At 46.0% G+C, this 17,694-nt stretch carries 12 protein-coding genes; 4 read left to right on the plus strand and 8 right to left on the minus strand.

Annotated features, from left to right (window positions below):
- Positions 1-115: 115 nt before the first annotated feature.
- Genes fruA through fruB form a run of 3 tightly spaced genes read right to left on the minus strand, consistent with a single transcriptional unit; the run spans position 116 to position 3,994 of the window.
- Positions 116-1,858 carry a PTS fructose transporter subunit IIBC gene (fruA, locus tag AB4371_RS21210; protein WP_372150620.1) on the minus strand — a complete coding sequence of 581 codons (1,743 nt, stop codon included), beginning with the start codon at positions 1,856-1,858 and terminating at the stop codon, positions 116-118.
- A 15-nt stretch (positions 1,859-1,873) separates the two neighbouring features.
- Positions 1,874-2,851 (minus strand): 1-phosphofructokinase, encoded by a 978-nt coding sequence (gene pfkB, locus AB4371_RS21215; protein ID WP_104216178.1) that lies wholly within the window; start codon positions 2,849-2,851, stop codon positions 1,874-1,876.
- A gap of 9 nt (positions 2,852-2,860) precedes the next feature.
- Complete coding sequence (gene fruB / locus AB4371_RS21220; protein ID WP_050633085.1) at positions 2,861-3,994, minus strand: fused PTS fructose transporter subunit IIA/HPr protein; 1,134 nt, start codon at positions 3,992-3,994, stop codon at positions 2,861-2,863.
- A gap of 363 nt (positions 3,995-4,357) precedes the next feature.
- Between fruB and cra the strand changes: the two genes are divergently transcribed.
- A complete protein-coding gene (gene cra, locus AB4371_RS21225) occupies positions 4,358-5,365 on the plus strand; it encodes a catabolite repressor/activator (protein ID WP_372150621.1) in 1,008 nt (335 codons plus the stop codon).
- Between the two features lie 56 nt (positions 5,366-5,421).
- On the opposite strand, the gene AB4371_RS21230 is transcribed toward cra, so the two are convergent.
- The 4 genes from AB4371_RS21230 to nirB form a co-directional block, all read right to left on the minus strand.
- Complete coding sequence (locus tag AB4371_RS21230; protein WP_372150622.1) at positions 5,422-7,212, minus strand: protein kinase domain-containing protein; 1,791 nt, start codon at positions 7,210-7,212, stop codon at positions 5,422-5,424.
- Between the two features lie 168 nt (positions 7,213-7,380).
- Complete coding sequence (locus AB4371_RS21235) at positions 7,381-8,850, minus strand: NarK family nitrate/nitrite MFS transporter (RefSeq protein ID WP_372150623.1); 1,470 nt, start codon at positions 8,848-8,850, stop codon at positions 7,381-7,383.
- Positions 8,851-8,993: 143 nt separating this feature from the next.
- The gene (gene nirD / locus AB4371_RS21240) at positions 8,994-9,338 is read right to left on the minus strand and encodes a nitrite reductase small subunit NirD (RefSeq protein ID WP_012600889.1); all 345 of its coding nucleotides are present in this window, start codon (positions 9,336-9,338) and stop codon (positions 8,994-8,996) included.
- A gap of 58 nt (positions 9,339-9,396) precedes the next feature.
- Positions 9,397-11,979 carry a nitrite reductase large subunit NirB gene (gene nirB / locus AB4371_RS21245; RefSeq protein WP_372150624.1) on the minus strand — a complete coding sequence of 861 codons (2,583 nt, stop codon included), beginning with the start codon at positions 11,977-11,979 and terminating at the stop codon, positions 9,397-9,399.
- A 472-nt stretch (positions 11,980-12,451) separates the two neighbouring features.
- On the opposite strand from nirB, the gene AB4371_RS21250 reads away from it, so the two are divergent.
- The 3 genes from AB4371_RS21250 to AB4371_RS21260 all read left to right on the plus strand — a co-directional run bounded on the left by AB4371_RS21250 (position 12,452) and on the right by AB4371_RS21260 (position 16,981).
- Complete coding sequence (locus tag AB4371_RS21250; RefSeq protein WP_372150625.1) at positions 12,452-15,034, plus strand: molybdopterin oxidoreductase family protein; 2,583 nt, start codon at positions 12,452-12,454, stop codon at positions 15,032-15,034.
- Positions 15,035-15,365: 331 nt separating this feature from the next.
- Entirely contained in the window at positions 15,366-16,262 is an 897-nt protein-coding gene (locus AB4371_RS21255) for a hypothetical protein (RefSeq protein WP_372150626.1), read from the plus strand.
- 143 nt (positions 16,263-16,405) lie between these two features.
- Positions 16,406-16,981, plus strand: a complete 576-nt coding sequence (locus AB4371_RS21260; RefSeq protein WP_372150627.1) for a hypothetical protein — start codon at positions 16,406-16,408, stop codon at positions 16,979-16,981.
- 255 nt (positions 16,982-17,236) lie between these two features.
- On the opposite strand, the gene AB4371_RS21265 is transcribed toward AB4371_RS21260, so the two are convergent.
- Positions 17,237-17,694: transposase (locus tag AB4371_RS21265; protein WP_372150628.1), on the minus strand; the 458-nt coding region annotated here is incomplete at its 5' end.

The following is a 17,694-nucleotide window of genomic DNA, read 5'->3' on the forward strand; positions in this document are numbered from 1 at the left end:
TGATCAAGAGACAGCCTCAAATGAGGAGCCTTTGTTTTAAGGAGCCGTTTTACCAAGAAACCGGTTATCAAGAGCCTCTGGTTATCGGGCTGAACCGTTAACCAGAGTAGGGGGATTAAGCCTCTGCCGTTACTTTAGAGCCGCTCATCTTTTTAAGTGCTGCGTAGCCAAAGCCTGTTACTAGCGTACCTGCTGCAATCGCTACTAGGTACATAAGTACTGGAGAGATAGCGCCAGGAATCAGTAGTACGAATAGACCGCCGTGTGGAGCCATTAGCTGTGCACCAAACATCATTGATAGAGCACCTGTTAGTGCACCACCTGCCATACAAGCTGGGATAACACGCATTGGATCTTTCGCTGCGAATGGGATTGCACCTTCAGAGATGAAACATAGGCCAAGAACGAATGATGCTTTACCTGCTTCACGCTCGCCTGCTTCAAACTTGTCTTTCACTAGGAAAGTCGCAAGGCCCATACCTAGAGCTGGAACCATACCTGCTGCCATGATAGCCGCCATTGGTGCGTAAGTTTGCGAAGCCAGTAGACCAACACCGAATGTGTAAGCGGCTTTGTTTACCGGACCACCAAGGTCGAAACACATCATTGCGCCTAGAATCACACCTAGAAGAATCGCATTAGACGTACCCATGTTGTTTAGGAAAGTTGTCATCGCGCTCATCACGCCAGAAACAGGACCACCTACGATGTAAACCATCACAAGACCAGTGAATAAACTCGCGATAAACGGAATGATCAGGATTGGCTTGAGGGCTTCCATGGATTGTGGAAGTTGAACCTTGTCGGCAATGAATTTCGCTGCGTAACCTGCAATGAAACCTGCTGCGATACCACCTAGGAAACCTGCGCCCGTTGAGCTAGCCAGCATACCGCCGATTAGACCTGGAGCCAGACCCGGACGGTCAGCAATTGAGAATGCAATGAAACCAGCAAGAACAGGAATCATCAGTGCGAATGCAGAACCACCACCGATAGTCATCAGTGCTGCTGCCAGTGTGCCTTCTTCTTTAAACGCTTCGATACCGAATACGAAAGAGAGTGCGATGATCAAACCACCCGCAACAACCACAGGAAGCATGTGAGATACACCTGTCATCAGGTGCTTGTACACGCCTTTCTTCTCGTCAGCAGGCGCTGAATTTGAAGACGCTGTGTGTTGGTATGGTTTAGCTTCTGCGAATGCTTTTTCCATCTCTTGCTTTGTTTTCTTCAAAGCAGGGCTTGTTGTAGTTTTGTACAGCGCTTTGCCGTTAAAACGATCCAGAGGAACGTCGATGTCTGCTGCGATGATAACTAGATCAGCGTCTGCGATTTCTTGGTCTGTCAGTTGGTTTTTCGCACCTACAGAGCCGCGAGTTTCCACTTTAATTTGGTGGCCTAGGCGTTTGCCTTCAGCTTCAAGCGCTTCAGCGGCCATAAAGGTGTGTGCAACACCCGTTGGGCAAGCGGTAATCGCTACGATCTTTTTGCTGCCTGTCGCTGGAGAAGTACCAGTAACTTCCACTGTAGTCTCAACTTGAGAAGCGTCTAATACCGTTGCTTCTGCTACCGCTTTCTCTAGGAATGCTTTTGCATCAGCTGTGCATTCAGAGATAGCCGCTTGGTACACTTTCTTACCAACAAAACGTGCTTTATCAACATTTTTGTTAGCTGCGATAACTACAACGTCGCTGCTGTCGATAGCGTCTTGCGATACAGTTGAATCAGGTAACACGCTTGATTGACATTCAATAGCAGCGTTCCAACCTAGTGCTTTTGTCGCTTGCTCTAACAAGCCCGCGGCGATGATGCTGTTTGCTACGCCACTTGGGCAAGCTGTGATAATGGTAATATTCATAATAAACCTTTTGTCCTATTTGCTTGTGTCTAACTGGCTAGTTGGAGCACTAAGCGCCTGTAATTGGATATTTTGTAGTACTGAATCCAGCTCTTGTTGGCTGGTGATGCCCACGCCTACCTGTGAAACTGCTAGAGCAGATAGGGCGGTTGCGAATTTAATAAGTTCTGGTTTTGGCATCTGCTGCATGTGACCCCAACATAGGCCAGCAACCAATGTGTCTCCTGCGCCTACCGTGCTGACTACTTGCATGCGCGGTGGTTGAGCATGTAACCATTCACCTTGGTTAAGCCACATCACGCCTTCAGCGCCAAGTGATACCACGATATTCTCGATGCCTTTTTCACTTAGGGCTTGGCCCGCGTGTTGGCATTGGTCACGAGTTGTCAGCTCTGCATTGAACAGCTGAGACAGCTCTTCATCGTTTGGTTTGATCAACCATGGTTGTGCATTGATACCGGCTTTAAGTGCGTCACGGCTGCTATCAAATAGAACCTTCTTACCTAAATCGTGTAAGCGTTGAACCCAAGAAGCGCAAAGCTCAGGAGAGATACCTTGTGGCAAGCTGCCTGCAATCACGAAGTAATCGTGCGTTTCAGCAAGTTCTAATAGGGTTTCTTCGAACGCTTTAATCGCGTCAGCATCAACAGGAACACCTGGGAAGTTGATGTCGCTTACTTGGCCTGAGTTTTCAACCAGTTTTACGTTGATGCGAGTTGCGCCATCAACACGGATGAAGCGGTCAGTTGCGCCCATCTGTTCAAACAGTTGGCAGAAGGCCTCTTCGTTATTGCGACCAAGGAAACCTGTTACGGTCACTTTCGCGCCAAGCTCTGAAAGAACTTTTGCGACGTTTACGCCTTTGCCCGCTGCATGCAGAGAGCCTTTGTTTACTAGGCTAACTGAACCTACATTTAGTGCGTCGATAGCACCTGTCAGGTCTAGGGCAGGGTTTAGCGTTACGGTAACGGCTTTGATTTGTTTATCAGACATATCGACTCCTTAACCTTCGCCAAGGCCTGAAGCGATAGCCTTGCCAATCGATTCAAGTGCTTGTGCTGCATCGTCACCTTCAGCAACAAACTGAAGCTGGTGACCGTGTTTAACGCCAAGTGCGATGACTTTCATCAAGCTCTTCGCGTTCACTTCTTTTCCGTCGCCATCTAGGTTTGAAACGCGGATTGTTGATTCGAATTTCTTCGCTTCAGCAACCAACATTGCACCTGGACGAGCGTGTAGGCCGTGTGCGTTTTTGATTTTGAATACTGCGCAGTTGTCGTCGTCTTGAGAAGCTGTAGAAACCGCTTCACCTTTTAGAAGGCCAATTACTTGCGCTGCGTCAGCGGTTAACAGTTGTTGCTGTTTACCTTCGAAAACCATCTTGCTTAGGTTTGCTAGAATAGATTGGTGTGCGCTGTTGCAAGCTGCGAATGCTACCAATGCTTTCACTGGTGTGCCTTCGTATTCACAATGGTTCGCTGTTGAAACGAAAGATACGCCAGTGCGTGTTACGCCTTTATCGCTGCCCAACAACCACAGGCCTTGGCCTAGGTGAGTCGGTGTTTTTGTTACTAGGTCAGCAACGAATGCGTTGTCTGTGCAACCTGTGTTTTTAAGTAGGCCGCCCGCAACTGCAGACATTTGAATCATGTCGCTCGCAGGGAACAGTAGTTGAACCAAAGAAGCGTCTAGGTCGGCTTCTAGCTGAACTTCACCGTTAAGTAGGGCGATGATTTCGTCTTCTGATTTCGCTTGCTTTAATTTATCTTCAACACCGTCAGCCGCCAGAACTTTGGTCAGCTGCTTAAGAATGCCTAAGTGCTCGTCTGATTTAGCTGCAATACCAATCGCAACGTAAACACGGTTGCCGTCTGCCCAATCAATACCTTCAGGGAAGTGGTGTACTGCAACGCCTGTCTCTTTCACTAGGCCACGAGTATCCGTCGTTCCGTGAGGAATCGCGATGCCGTTACCTAGGAACGTAGAGTTCTGGTTTTCACGGTTCAGCATTCCTTCAACGTAACCAGAGTCAACTAAACCTTTAGCTGTCAGGTCGCCAGCAATGTTCTGGATTGCTTTGAATTTGTCTTCGGCAGTTTGGCCTAGAGTGATGTCAGATTTTGATAATTTAAGCATGGTGCCTCTTTAGCGTATCGCTTGAGAATTTGTGTATCGCTACGATTCAGTCTAGAGCAATATTTGCCCGCTGCTTTATGCTTGCTGAATCGGTTCAGCATTCAGTGTAAAAAAATTCAGCAAAGCCGATTTTGGTTTTCAAAATAGTTTTGCTGCGTGTCGTAATTCCAGTTTCGTTAACAACAAGAAGCTGAATCACGACAAATGACGCTCAATCCATTCAAAAGGATGATTGAAGTCACTTTTCAGATTTTGCTGAATCCTTTCAGCTTTTATACTGAATCGATTCAGCATATAATTCAACTAATCCAAGGATCAGAAGATTGGTTATATGATCCTACGCACAAAATACAGGTCACCCATATGACACTAGATGAGATTGCCAAACTAGCCGGTGTGTCGAAAACCACAGCCAGCTATGTGATTAATGGCAAGGCGCAGAAATACAGAATCAGTGAAAAGACACAGCAGAAAGTAATGGCAGTGGTGGAAGAATATAACTACCGACCAGACCATGCTGCTTCGTCGCTGCGCGCTGGTAATAGCCGTTCATTTGGTTTGATTATTCCCGATCTGGAAAACAGCAGTTACGCGCGTTTAGCAAAATTGATAGAGCAGAACTCACGTAAAGTGGGTTATCAAATTTTGATTGGTTGCTCAGATGATGACGCTGAAACCGAACGTAAAGTTGCGGAAGCGCTTGTTAGCCGTCGTATCGATGCCTTGCTGGTGGCGAGCTCAATGCCAGACGCCAATGAGTTCTACTTGAAGTTGCAAAACTCAGGCACACCCGTTATTGCGATTGACCGTCCTTTAGATGATGAGCATTTTGCCTGTGTGATCAGTGAAGATTTCGAAGCTGCATTTGAACTGACGCATTCGATTCTTGATGACAGTATTCATAGTGTTGGTTTGATTGGTGCACTGCCTGATCTGAACATTTCACGTGAACGTCAGCTCGGTTTTGAAGCGGCGAATAAAGCACATAATACCCAACAAACAGGGCTAACCGAAAACAAGCCGATGGTTGTCGGTTATGGCGAGCACTTTGACCGAGAATCAGGACGTGAGATTTTTGAGGGTTGGATTGCCAAAGGCACAGTGCCCGATGCGATTGTCACTATGTCTTACACCTTGTTAGAAGGTGTATTGGATGTGATGGTTGAAAAGCCAGAGCTGATCAAGCAAGTGAAACTGGCAACCTTTGGTGATAACCGTTTATTGGACTTCTTACCTTTTAAAGTTCATTCATTGCCACAGCAATTCGAAGTGATTGCAGACAGCGCCTTTGCACTTGCTTTGAACGCGTCTGCTAAACGTTACCAAGCGGGTATCGAGTTAGTACCAAGAAGCTTAGTAAAACGAGGCTAATTCCAGTTAGTTTACACAAGCTAGGTTGGACTTGGGCACTTAGCTCGAACCTGTAATTAATTTGAACTCAGCAATAAGCCCATTTCCACAATGGCAACAATGCCGAGCAACAAGGCCAACACTTTCCAAAACTGGATTGGGTTTCGGTTTATCAAAGGTTGCTTGGCTTTGCTTTTCACCAAGCTTTGGTTTGGTGTGTAAAGATCTGCCACAAAATCCCCTAACACTTGATGACGTTCGCTTGGTGATTCCGCGCAGGCTTTTTGTAACACCAAATCTACCCAACTTGGCAAGTCAGCTCGTTTCTGTGTGATGGGTTGGTATTCCCACTGATGATGACGAGATTGCTTAAGCGATTGTGCAGTCATTTCAGAGTAGGGCAATCCACCTGTTAGCATCTCATAGCCGATCACGGCGATAGAGAACAGATCCGAGCTTGTGGTGGCCGTGTTGTGCTTGATGGTCTCTGGCGCTATGTAATTGACCGCGCCTAATGGTGTGTCGTCTTTGTCTGTGAGCTCTCCCTCTTCAAGGCCTCTCACTAACACCGCACCAAGGTCGATGATTTTTACCTCACCATCACGTTGAATCATGATGTTTTCCGGTTTTAAGTCTCGGTGCACCATGTCTGCACGTTGTAATACTCGAATGCCTTGTGTGATTTTTTCTAGTATGTCGCGCACTTCATTGAGTGACGGCTTTGGATTGTCGTACATCCATTGTCTTAGCGTGATACCTTCTACCCATTCGCAGATTTGATATAAAAATTGCGAGTTCTCTGGCGTCGGGTAGACTTTCATGACTCTCTTGTTTTTTAACAAGATCCCCGCCCATTGTTCATTAAAGAAAGCTCTGAGTTGTGATGGGCTATCGTGATATTGAACGGAAGGGACTTTCAGCACGAACTCGGTCTGTGTCTCTTTCTGCATCACACGATACACATGGCTTCTAGATCCTGCATACAACACCTCAAGCACCATGAAGTTGTCGATACTTTGCCCGAGCTTTAAAGCGGGTGGGATGGCACGTTTAGCCAGCTTTTCATGGAACTCAATCAGCGAAGGCTTAGGCAGATGGCTGACTTGCACAATCAAGCAACTGACATTGTCTGAGCTATTGTGGCTTAAAGCGGTGTTACAAATGGTTTGCGCTGCGTATTCGAAATCCGCTCCGGGTTTGTCGATGTGTTCCTTGAAAGTGTTGGGAGAGACAAACTCGTGCACGCCATCCGATGTCAGGATAAAGCAGTCGTTTTTCTTGATAGGCAGGGTTTGATAGTCAACGTTGAGTTGGTTGTCCATGCCTAAGGCGCGTGTTAAGTAATGCTTCTGCCCCATATTTTTACGGGTGTGGTCGCGGGTCAGTTGGCGTAATTCTCCATCTCTGAGTAAGTAAATGCGACTGTCGCCAACGTGGAAGATATGTGCGGTGTTCGATTTTAATATCACGCTGCTGAACGTCGAAACGAGGGCATTGTGGTTCACTTGTTGTGCGGGATGGATAGTAGAAACAGACGTGTTGAAGAGCCAAGAATTGAGGGACGTTAAGACCTTTTGCGCCGAACGTTGAATGCTCCAGCTTTGGGGAGTAGCGTAATAGTCGTCGATAAACTGCATCACGCTGGTGTGACTGGCTTTCTGGCCATGTTCACTGCAACTTGCGCCGTCTGCTATGCAAGCAACACTGCCTTTCAACTCTTGCTCTGCGCGAGTTTTGGGGTGTTTTACAATGATGGCGTCTTGGTTTTCATCACGTACGCCTTGATTCGAATAACCACCAAACTTAAGCGTTAACTGGTTGTTGGATTCTGGCGCGATGACTTGCCCTTGGCTGAATGAAATTGTCATAACTGGTCTTCTTCTTAACTGCTCTTCTTCCCGCTTCCTTGACAGAACATCCTAGGAAGAACAAAAGCCCTAGTGAACTTAGAGCCTTTGAACGAAGCACCTAGCGTTGATGTATCCGCTAAGGTGCCTCTCCCGATTCAATAATATCAATGCTTCTTAGTACAGAGACTAATTTGAAACATTAATTAGCGTGACACTGCCGTCGTCGTTTACTTCGGCGATTTGACCGTTAGGCTCTTCCATGAACAGCAGAGTTACAAAGCCAAGTACCGCTGTTGCAGCAATCACTAAGAAGAAGGTTTGGTAGCTCACGAATGACAACACAGTTAGGTAAACCACCGCACCCACGTTACCGTAAGCACCTGTCATACCAGCAATCTGACCTGTCATACGACGCTTGATTAGAGGAACTGTTGCGAATACTGCACCTTCACCCGCTTGCACGAAGAAAGAACACGCCATCGCTGCGACAACCGCTAGCCATACAGGCCATGTGCTGTCGACTTGACCCATTGCGAAGTAACCCACAGCAAGACCAATCGTTAGAATAAGCAGTGTTGGTTTACGACCGAATTTGTCTGAAATCCAACCACCACCTGGGCGAGACATTAGGTTCATAAAGGCATAAGCCGATGCAACCATACCGGCAAGAACCGGTGTTAACTCAAAGGTATCAGAGAAGAACAGTGGCAGCATAGAAACAACAGCCAGTTCAGAACCAAATGTCGCGAAGTACAATACGTTAAGTACCGCAACTTGCTTGAACTTGTATTGGTGAATCTCTGGTACTTCTTCTTTAAATACGTTCTTGTTTACTTTCCAAACTTGCGACACTTCGTACACGTAAAGCGCAGCCAAACCTGCATACACAGAGTAAACCGCCATGTCAGACAGCATGTTGATGTTGCTTGGTGATAGCTTCCATGTCAGTAGCGCTAGTGCGGCATACATCGGGATCTTCATAATAAGTAGGAAGAAAAAGTCACCCTTTGATGTCACTTCCATTGCCGTTACTTGAGCCGGTTTGAAGTAAGTAGAACCTTTTGGTGTATCCGTTACGTTTTTGTAGAACACAAACGAGAACGCTAAACTCATTACGCCAGTAATACCGACCGCATAACGCCAGCCGTCTTCACCACCAAACGCTAAAGCCAGAGTTGGAAGCGTGAATGCTGCCGCTGCTGAACCGAAGTTACCCCAGCCGCCGTAAATACCTTCTGCCGTACCCAGTTCATTGTGTGGGAACCACTCAGACACTAGACGAATACCGACAACGAAGCCTGCACCGATGAAGCCTAATAGGAAACGAGCAATCGCCGCTTGAATAAAAGAGTCTGCCATAGCAAACATAAAACAAGGGATTGAACAGACCGCGAGTAGCGAAGAGTAGACCAATCTTGGGCCGTATCGGTCGGTTAACATACCAATGGCGACACGCGCCGGAATGGTCAATGCAACGTTGAGAATAAGCAGTGTTTTGATCTCTTCAGTAGAAAGACCAAGCGTAGTTTTTACCATTTGCAGTAGTGGGGCAAAGTTGAACCACACAACAAAGGTAATGAAAAAGGCCATCCAGCTTAGGTGTAAGACCTTCATCTTACCCGTAAATGAAAGCAGCGAAAATTTAGTGTTATCCATGGTTTAAATCCTTTAAATCTGGAAAATTACCCGGTTTGTGCACCTGCGTTACTTCCGAACTTAGAACGCTTTTAATGTGCATAAACCCTGTGCCGAAATTGCGCACGCTAATAAGCGTTTGCATGATGGTGTCGGCGGTTTAGTTAACTGGCGATAGCAAGTGGTGCGAGAACTTGAACTTGTTCTCCTTGCTTGCGAACTTCAAATTTCACGAGCTTGAGCTCAGGCTGTTCAAGACATTCGCCAGTTTCTAAGTGGTAATGCTGCTTGTATAAGGGTGAGGCCACGTAAGGTTCTCCACTTAATGAACCAATTATACCACGTGACATCACATTCGCCTTGCCGATAGGGTCGTAATTAGAGAGCCCATAAAGCGTGTCGCTGCGCTTGCAGTAAAAAATAGCCACTTGGTTATCGTCTACTTTGGCGCAAATTCCCCCGTTTGGGGTTAGATCGCTGGTGCTGCATACGGTTGTCCAATTTTCCATGATTTTCTCCTAGTCTAAAATTGAGTTTTTATTTTTTTATTGATGAACCTGATGAAATTTATGAAACCTCAGTCACTTCGATTTGGTCTGCTTTAGCGAGCTTTTCATCGCGTTTTGAATTCGAAGCATCACTCAAGCTCGGCTTAGGAAAACGCTGCTCTCGCTCTTTGATGAAAGAGAGGCTAGTGTCCATTTCTTCACTGTTGATGTAGTGCTGGAAGCGCTTCATCTTCTCAGGGTTTTCAATGGTGGTTTTCCATTCACACTGGTACTTCTCGATGTTGAGTGCGATGTCCGCTTCGAGTTCTTCAGCTACGTTGAGCTTGTCTTCAATCACGACTTGCTTGAGGTATTCAATGCCGCCTTCGAGGTTCTCCATCCATACCGATGTACGCTGTAAGCGGTCTGCGGTACGTGTGTAGAACATCAAAACGCGGTCGATGTATTTAAGGAGTGTGGCTTCGTCTAAATCAGTGGCGAATAGGTCTGCATGACGAGGACGCATACCGCCGTTACCACAGATGTAGAGGTTCCAACCTTTGTCGGTGGCGATAACACCAATGTCTTTCGATTGGGCTTCTGCACATTCACGAGTACAGCCTGAAACCGCAAACTTGATCTTGTGTGGTGAACGCAGGCCTTTGTAGCGGTTCTCAAGTCGAATCGCTAAGCCAACACTATCGTCGACACCGTATCGACACCAAGTGCTACCGACACAAGATTTCACGGTACGAACCGATTTACCGTAGGCGTGGCCCGTTTCAAAACCTGCATCAATCAGCTTTTTCCAGATGATAGGCAGTTCGTTAAGCTGTGCGCCAAACAAGTCGACACGCTGACCGCCCGTGATTTTGGTGTACAGGTCGAACTCTTTAGCGACTTCGCCTAAAACAATCAATTTATCTGGAGTGATTTCACCGCCAGCAATACGCGGAACTACCGAGTAAGTGCCGTCTTTTTGCATGTTGCCAAGGTAGATGTCATTGGTGTCTTGCAGCTCGATATGTTGATCTTCAAGGATGTAATCGTTCCAGTACGAAGCCAGAATCGAACCGACAGCCGGTTTACACACAGTACAGCCCAATCCGTTGCCGTGAGAATCTAACAGCTCGTCGAAGGTCTTGATTTTGTTGACGCGAATGATGTCGGTAAGCTCTTGGCGAGAATAAGCAAAGTGCTCACAGATATCGTTAGAGACTTCCACACCTAGGTTACTTAGCTCGCTATCGAGAACCTGTTTCGCAAGGGCAGAACAACCGCCACAACCTGTTGAAGCATTCGTGGTTTCTTTCAATGCAGCCATCGTGGTGCAGCCAGCTGAAACGGCCTCTTTAATATCGCCTTTGGTCACATCAAAACATGAACAGATCACAGCGCTATCAGGCAGAGCTTCAACACCCATTGCAGAGCCAGAATCATCGGCCACGTTAGGTAAAATTAGCACTGATGGGTTTTCAGGAAGGGGCATATCATTTTGCTTGATTTGCAGTAGCGAACCGTAGGCTTCTGCATCACCCACTAACACAGCACCAACAATCTTTGTGCCGTCAGCCGAGATGATCAGGCGCTTATAAACTTGTTCTATTTCATCGTTGTAGGTATACGATTGAGCACCTTCTGTCTTGCCGTGCACTTCACCAATACTGGCAACATCGACGCCAAGCAGTTTGAGCTTGGTGCTCATGTCGGCGCCAGTGAACGCAGCGTCGTCAGTACCGTCAGAGACAATATGCGAAGCCGCGACTTTCGCCATCGAATAACCGGGCGCCACTAAGCCGAAGATCTTGTTATCCCAAAGGGCACATTCACCAATGGCGTAGACGTTTTCGATATTGGTTTGGCAGTGGTTGTTGATGACAATACCGCCGCGCTCGCCAATTTCGACATCAGAGCTTCTTGCTAACTCATCTTGAGGGCGAATACCCGCAGAGAATACGATCATATCGGTTTCTAAATGGGTGCCATCGGCGAAGTTCATGCGGTAGCGAGCATTTTCGCCATCGACTATTTCAGAGGTCGCTTTCTCGGTATGAACTTGCACACCAAGGTCTTCAATTTTTCTGCGCAGTAGGGCACCGCCACCATCATCTAATTGAACCGCCATCAGGCGAGGCGCAAATTCAACCACATGGGTTTCTAAGCCAAGGTTTTTGACTGCGTTTGCGGCCTCTAAGCCAAGCAGACCACCACCAATCACCACGCCAGATTTGCTACCTTTGCTTGATAGTTCAATTGCGTCTAAGTCTTCAATAGTCCGATAAACGTGACAGTGTTCTTGATCGTTACCGGGAATAGGGGGAACAAAAGGGAAAGAGCCCGTCGCCAAGATTAGCTTGTCGTAACTTTCAACGTGACCACTTTCAGTGATGACTTGTTGATTGGCAGTGTCTAGCTTGGCAACCTTCTGGTTCAACAAGTAGTTCACGCCGTTGCTTTGGTAATACTCTTCACTGGTCAATGACAGGTCATCAGCGCTTTTACCATTAAAGTAAGCCGTTAGCTGAACACGGTCGTAGGCCAGCCTTGGCTCTTCACTAAAAGTAATCACATCAAACTCATCACTCTCTGATTGCAGGATGTTGTCGATAAATTTGTGTCCAACCATGCCGTTACCAACAACGACGATTTTCTTCTTGCTCATAATCCATTCCTTATTCTCGGCGTCACCATCACTAGCATCTAATTTCTAGTCGTTAGCAGATGAATACCGGGTTGAGATTCCACTCAATTCATAATCATCAAGAAAAACAAAAATGTTTTTTCTAAGTCTTGGTTTTTAGTGGAGCAAGGAGGATGCCAGATTACGGTTCGTTCATTTAAATAAGAATTAACTTATAATTTTCAGTGGTTTAAAAAATAGAGGTAGCACGCAATTACCCCTAAAGTGGTATGTAAAATTTTTGTTAGATTTATATAAATGAGCGTTTGTGGTGCAACTTTCAGCAAGATGGTGCAAAAATTAAGTTTCTATCTTGGTTAAGTTCTAATTGGTTCATTGCTGATATTTGTGTTTTTATTAAGTTGTTGTTTTTAGATGAAATTATTTGCTATTCATCAGCTGCTATTAAGTGGCGTGTTATTTGCTTATTTTTAGTTATTACAATTATGGATAATTGAGTGAGAAACGGATGACCGATTCAAACAGCGGCTGGATAAAATCGACCTGTGCTTATTGTGGTGTAGGGTGTGGAATAGAAGCGAGACCGACATCGTTAGGAAAACTAGAAGTGCGTGGTGATAAAGATCATCCATCAAACTATGGAAAGCTATGCACTAAAGGGATAGCGCTCGGCGACACCGTCACGCCTTTAGGTCGTCTTACACAGCCTGCTCATATTCAGAATGAGCAAAAACAAGAGCTAGATTGGAACAGTGCCACTCAGTTGGTCGCAGACAAATTTAATCAAACCATCGAAGAATTTGGGGCCGATTCGGTTGCGTTCTATGTGTCTGGTCAGCTGCTTACCGAAGACTATTACGTTGCCAATAAACTGATGAAAGGCTTCATCGGCAGTGGCAACATTGACAGTAATTCTAGGCTATGTATGGCTTCAACCGTGGTCGGGCATAAGCGAGCATTTGGCGCAGACACAGTGCCGGTGTGCTATGAAGATCTCGAGCAAGCCGATCTAGTCGTGATTACAGGCTCTAACCTAGCATGGTGTCACCCGGTACTTTTCCAAAGATTAAGAGCCGCGAAACAAGCCAACCCCGCATTGAAAGTCATCGTCATCGACCCGCGTTATACCGACACCTGTGAAATTGCTGATATACACTTGGCATTGGAATCAGGCTCAGACGTCGCGTTGTTCAATGGTTTATTGGGTTACCTCGATGATAACGACAAGCTAGATACAGACTACATAGAAAACCACACTCAAGGCTTTACTGAATCGATTCGATCTGCGACTCAATATCGTTATACAGAGTCGGGCTGGGGCGACAAAAGCGTTCCTGAGCTCACAGGGTTAACAGAGCAGCAGCTAACACAGTTCTACAGTTTGTTTGCATCGAACGAGAAGGTGCTGACCATTTACTCCCAAGGCGTGAACCAATCGACACAAGGGTGCGATAAGGTAAACGCCATTATTAACTGCCATTTAGCCACCGGGAAAATTGGCAAGCCGGGCATGGGGCCATTCTCTGTAACGGGCCAACCGAACGCGATGGGTGGGCGTGAGGTGGGCGGTTTAGCTAATACCTTAGCGGCGCACTTTGAATTTGGTGATCCGCAATCACACCAAACGGTGAGCGAGTTCTGGCAAACCGACAGCTTAGCCACACATGCGGGTTTAAAAGCGATTGACCTGTTTGATGCCATGAATGAAGGAAAAATCAAAGCGGTGTGGATCATGGCAACTAACCCAGTCGTGAGCCTGCCTGATAGCGAAAAGATCAAAGCGGCATTAGAGAAGTGCCCATTTGTGGTAGTGTCGGATTGTATTGCCGATACTGAAACCACTCGCTTGGCTGATGTGGTGTTACCTGCGCAAGGGTGGAGCGAGAAGTCGGGCACCGTGACCAACTCTGAACGCCGAATCTCACGCCAACGCCGAGTGTTACCAAGCCCAGGGGAAGCCAAACCCGATTGGTGGATTCTAAAAGAAGTCGCACAAAAAATGGGATTCAAAGAGCAATTCGAGTTCCGCCATGAAGGTGAGATCTTCAAAGAGTATTGCGAGATGACAGCGCTCGGCAATGAAACAGGTAAAGCGCGTGACTTGTGCTTAATTGGACTCACGCAACTGGATGAAAAAGGCTATGGCGAACTCACTCCACAGCAATGGCCAGTACTTGAGTATCAACCTGAGATCATCGAACAGCGCATGTTCACCAATGGTGAGTTCTTTACCGAATCAGGCAAAGCGCAGTTTATTGCAGTTGAGCACGACAAACCGATTGCCGATACCAGCCTTGAATTCCCACTTATCATGAACACAGGCCGAATCCGAGACCAATGGCACACCATGAGCCGCACAGGCTTGGCGGCAGGTTTAGGTGAGCATACCCCTGAGCCTTTTGTTGCGATGCACCCAGATACCGTTTCAGAACTGAACTTGGATGAGTTTGGGCTAGATGCTTTCAACCACGCGACTATTAACCCTGTGGTGAAAGTGCGCAGCGCACAAGGGGAGTGCCAAGCGCGCTTAGTGGTGACCAAAGAGATGCGCCGTGAACAAGTCTTCATGCCGATTCACTGGAACGCACCGACCGCCAAAGACAGTAAACCATGTGACTTGATCTTGCCTCATACCGATGCTGCATCAGGCCAGCCAGAATTCAAACACACACCTGTTGTCGTAGAGCCGTGTGGTTATCGTAGTGAAGCCGCACTGGTCAGCGACAAAGTGATGGACTGCAGTGGCTTTGATTACTGGGTTCGCCAAAGAGTGGAGGGCGGTTTTCTGTATCGAATATCTTCCTCTAAGAACCCAATGGAGTTGGTGATTCAGCTTGCTAATACCCTCGATGCATTACCAGAACCTAACGCGGAGGCGATCAAATCACTCCATTATCATGGCAATAAATCATTCAAGAACTACGGCTCTGCCAAGCTGGGTCAGTCTGGCGTAAAGCAAGCCTTTGTGGTCAACAGTAAGCTAGACCACCAAAGCATCGACTGGCTGGTGGAATGCCTAACCCGAGAAGCCGATGAAGAGTTCGAAGCCGAGTTTTTGAGCACCATGGCGAAGTAGTTACTACCTCCCGCTCATCATACCTATAGCAAAAACGCCGACAATCATGTCGGCGCTTTTTTTGTTTGAGAATACAACTTCCAAGATACAACCTTCATAGCCTGAACTGCGGTTTACTCACATATTGGGGAGTTTTCTGCATTTTGCAGAAACTATATGGAAAATTTCTGCTTTTCGTCATGTTTGATACGAAGATAAGTAGGTAAGATAATGTTATTAAATGAGTTATTAGACTAAGTGTAGTGTGTCTTGGAAACTAGACAGAATTGTTTCAGGGACAAAATATAGAATTATTCTGTCTAATATAGCTGTTAACTGTACTGGAGGTTCAGTGAAACAAGAAAAACTATTCGAGTTTTATGAGAAGCTGTATTTTCATGAAATGCAAAATAGAGACACTTTGTATACAAGGGTGCAAATCAATTTTGCGTTGATCTTTACAGGTTTCTCGATAGTAAGCTACATGCTAAGAATGCTAGATTTCTCATCTAATAAGGAATTAGCGCTAGTGTTTGCTGCTTTAGCTATACTGAGCGTAACTATATCTTCTAGAGGAGTGTTCTATTTAATAAAAGCATTTTGGGGAACAGAATATAAAGGTGTTCCTGACCCTGCTGAGACAGATCGATATCGAGTAGAAGTAGAAAACCATGCAGAATCGATACTTCAATACAATAAAGATTACCCGGAAAACAAACAGCCGGAGGTCAATGTAGAAGCTGTATTATCCAAGTTTCTATTAGAACAAGTCCGCGACTGTGCTACTCACAATACATATGCGAATGAGGTAAGGTTTACTCACGTTCACAATTCGGTTATGTGGCTATTGCTTGCAGCAATACCATTTTTGTCAGCAAGTGTCCTTTTCGTAGCGTTTGATCTTGATGCTTCCTCTCCTAGAAAAGAAACACTAATATATAATCAATCACTAGTTGAAAAGCTTGAGAGCATTAACGGTGAAATTGTAAATGCTAGCTCTGGCTACAGTGAAATATTGGAGGCTCAAAAGTTATGCCAAACAAACCAAAACCTAGCGCTCCACCACCACCTCCAAGCGCACCAAGTGCTCCTGGACCAAGAAAGATTATTGAAAATGGTCAGCCACCAAAAAGAATGTGAGGGTAATATGCCAGAACAAAAGCCATCAACACCACCGCCGCCTCAAGCCCCTGCGCAGCCAGTTGCTCGCACATTTAAAGACGAGGCTCCACCTAAAACCAACAAATAGTACAGTTAACAATCTGTTTAAGAGTGATTCGCAACGCTTGGCATTTTTGCTATGCGTTGCGTTTTGTGTTTAAGGTGGTATGCGGCGGCTTTGGCATTGCGTTGCTCACACCTTAACAGGGCTATGTGTATTTAAGGAGTCAGATGTTTAAACTTTCAATGGGTTTTATTCTTGGTATGTTTTTTACAATGCTAAGCTTTTCGCTGATTATTATTTTTAACGGCAAGCTTGATATTGGCATATGGACTAATATCGTAATTGCAATCGCCACTTGTGTTGCAACGGTGTTGCATATGGACTCTCAGAGAAAGCTAAGGCAACAAAGAGTTTGGGAGGTGAATAAAGACATACTTTTAGAACTTTCCAGTGTTCTTGCTCAAGTCATTGAGGAGTTAGACCAAGCCGCAGATTATCACTTTGCGAAGATGCAGGGTATTGAGGAAGAAATGGATATAAAATATGAATATAATCCTCAAGTATATGAAAGTTTTGCAAAGAAAAGCTTTGATGTATTAAACGTGTACAAGCCTTTGATGAAAGAAGAACTGATAGTTGCTATAGAAGAACTCAAGGCTGCTGATGACGAGATATCCAAACATGCTGAGCACAATATAATCATACCCTTTGAGGCATTTGATAACCTGCTATATGAGTACAAAAAGCTACAAAGCAAGCTGAACAAGTTTATTAAAGAGATCGCAGGCATCCAATACACATAACAAATAAGGATTAAGGTGTTGCGCAGCCAACACTAAATCCCGAGTGTTGAACAAGCCCGAAGCCACTTTGTTAAGTAAATTGTACGATTGAACTTGAAGGGCACATCGCTTTGAGGCTTTTATCAAAGCGAGCGAAGCTAAGATAAGGTTGCGATAGCAATCTTATCAACCAGTTAGCTATTTTTCGTTTCTTTCGTCGTCACATCTCCTTTGATTTCGTCAATGCCATTCTCCTTATTATCAAATGCCTTTCGGCTACATGGGTCGGCTCACTCCAACACACGCCATCTCATGCTCACAGCAAGGGCAGATTCTTATCGCTTTGCTCCTTATCGGTGCCGTTAGCGGCGGCATCATATAGACCAAGTTCAATAACAGCAGTTGAATGCGGGCTCTTAAGGCGTGAGCTTGACCACGTAAAAATCCGTAGTCTCGTACTCTCTGCAACCCTTTGGGCAGCACGTGTTGCAAAATGAGCAGCAAAAACTTCAGAATGGGCAAGGTGCGCGTTCGCCATGCATTGGTCTGACTCTCTTTATAGCGGAAGGTGACAGTATCATCTGTGATACTGATGATGTCTTCATCAGGCAGCACACCGCGATAGAGATAGCGCGCCAAATAGTTGAGTGCAGCCTGACCGTATCCTACTTGTCTGCAATCGACCACCCATTGTTTGGGTATGCCACTCGGCAGCCACAACGTTGGGTGTTGAT

It is taken from the genome of Vibrio sp. 10N.261.51.A3 (assembly GCF_041471965.1).
In the GTDB taxonomy this organism is placed as follows: domain Bacteria; phylum Pseudomonadota; class Gammaproteobacteria; order Enterobacterales; family Vibrionaceae; genus Vibrio; species Vibrio crassostreae_C.

Coding starts and splice junctions, on each gene's coding strand:
- AB4371_RS21260 (WP_372150627.1), top strand. CDS start 16,406: ATGTTTAAACTTTCAATGGGTTTTATTCTTGGTATGTTTTTTACAATG.
- nirD (WP_012600889.1), bottom strand. CDS start 9,338: ATGGAAAATTGGACAACCGTATGCAGCACCAGCGATCTAACCCCAAAC.
- fruB (WP_050633085.1), bottom strand. CDS start 3,994: ATGCTTAAATTATCAAAATCTGACATCACTCTAGGCCAAACTGCCGAA.
- pfkB (WP_104216178.1), bottom strand. CDS start 2,851: ATGTCTGATAAACAAATCAAAGCCGTTACCGTAACGCTAAACCCTGCC.
- nirB (WP_372150624.1), bottom strand. CDS start 11,979: ATGAGCAAGAAGAAAATCGTCGTTGTTGGTAACGGCATGGTTGGACAC.
- fruA (WP_372150620.1), bottom strand. CDS start 1,858: ATGAATATTACCATTATCACAGCTTGCCCAAGTGGCGTAGCAAACAGC.
- AB4371_RS21230 (WP_372150622.1), bottom strand. CDS start 7,212: ATGACAATTTCATTCAGCCAAGGGCAAGTCATCGCGCCAGAATCCAAC.
- cra (WP_372150621.1), top strand. CDS start 4,358: ATGACACTAGATGAGATTGCCAAACTAGCCGGTGTGTCGAAAACCACA.
- AB4371_RS21235 (WP_372150623.1), bottom strand. CDS start 8,850: ATGGATAACACTAAATTTTCGCTGCTTTCATTTACGGGTAAGATGAAG.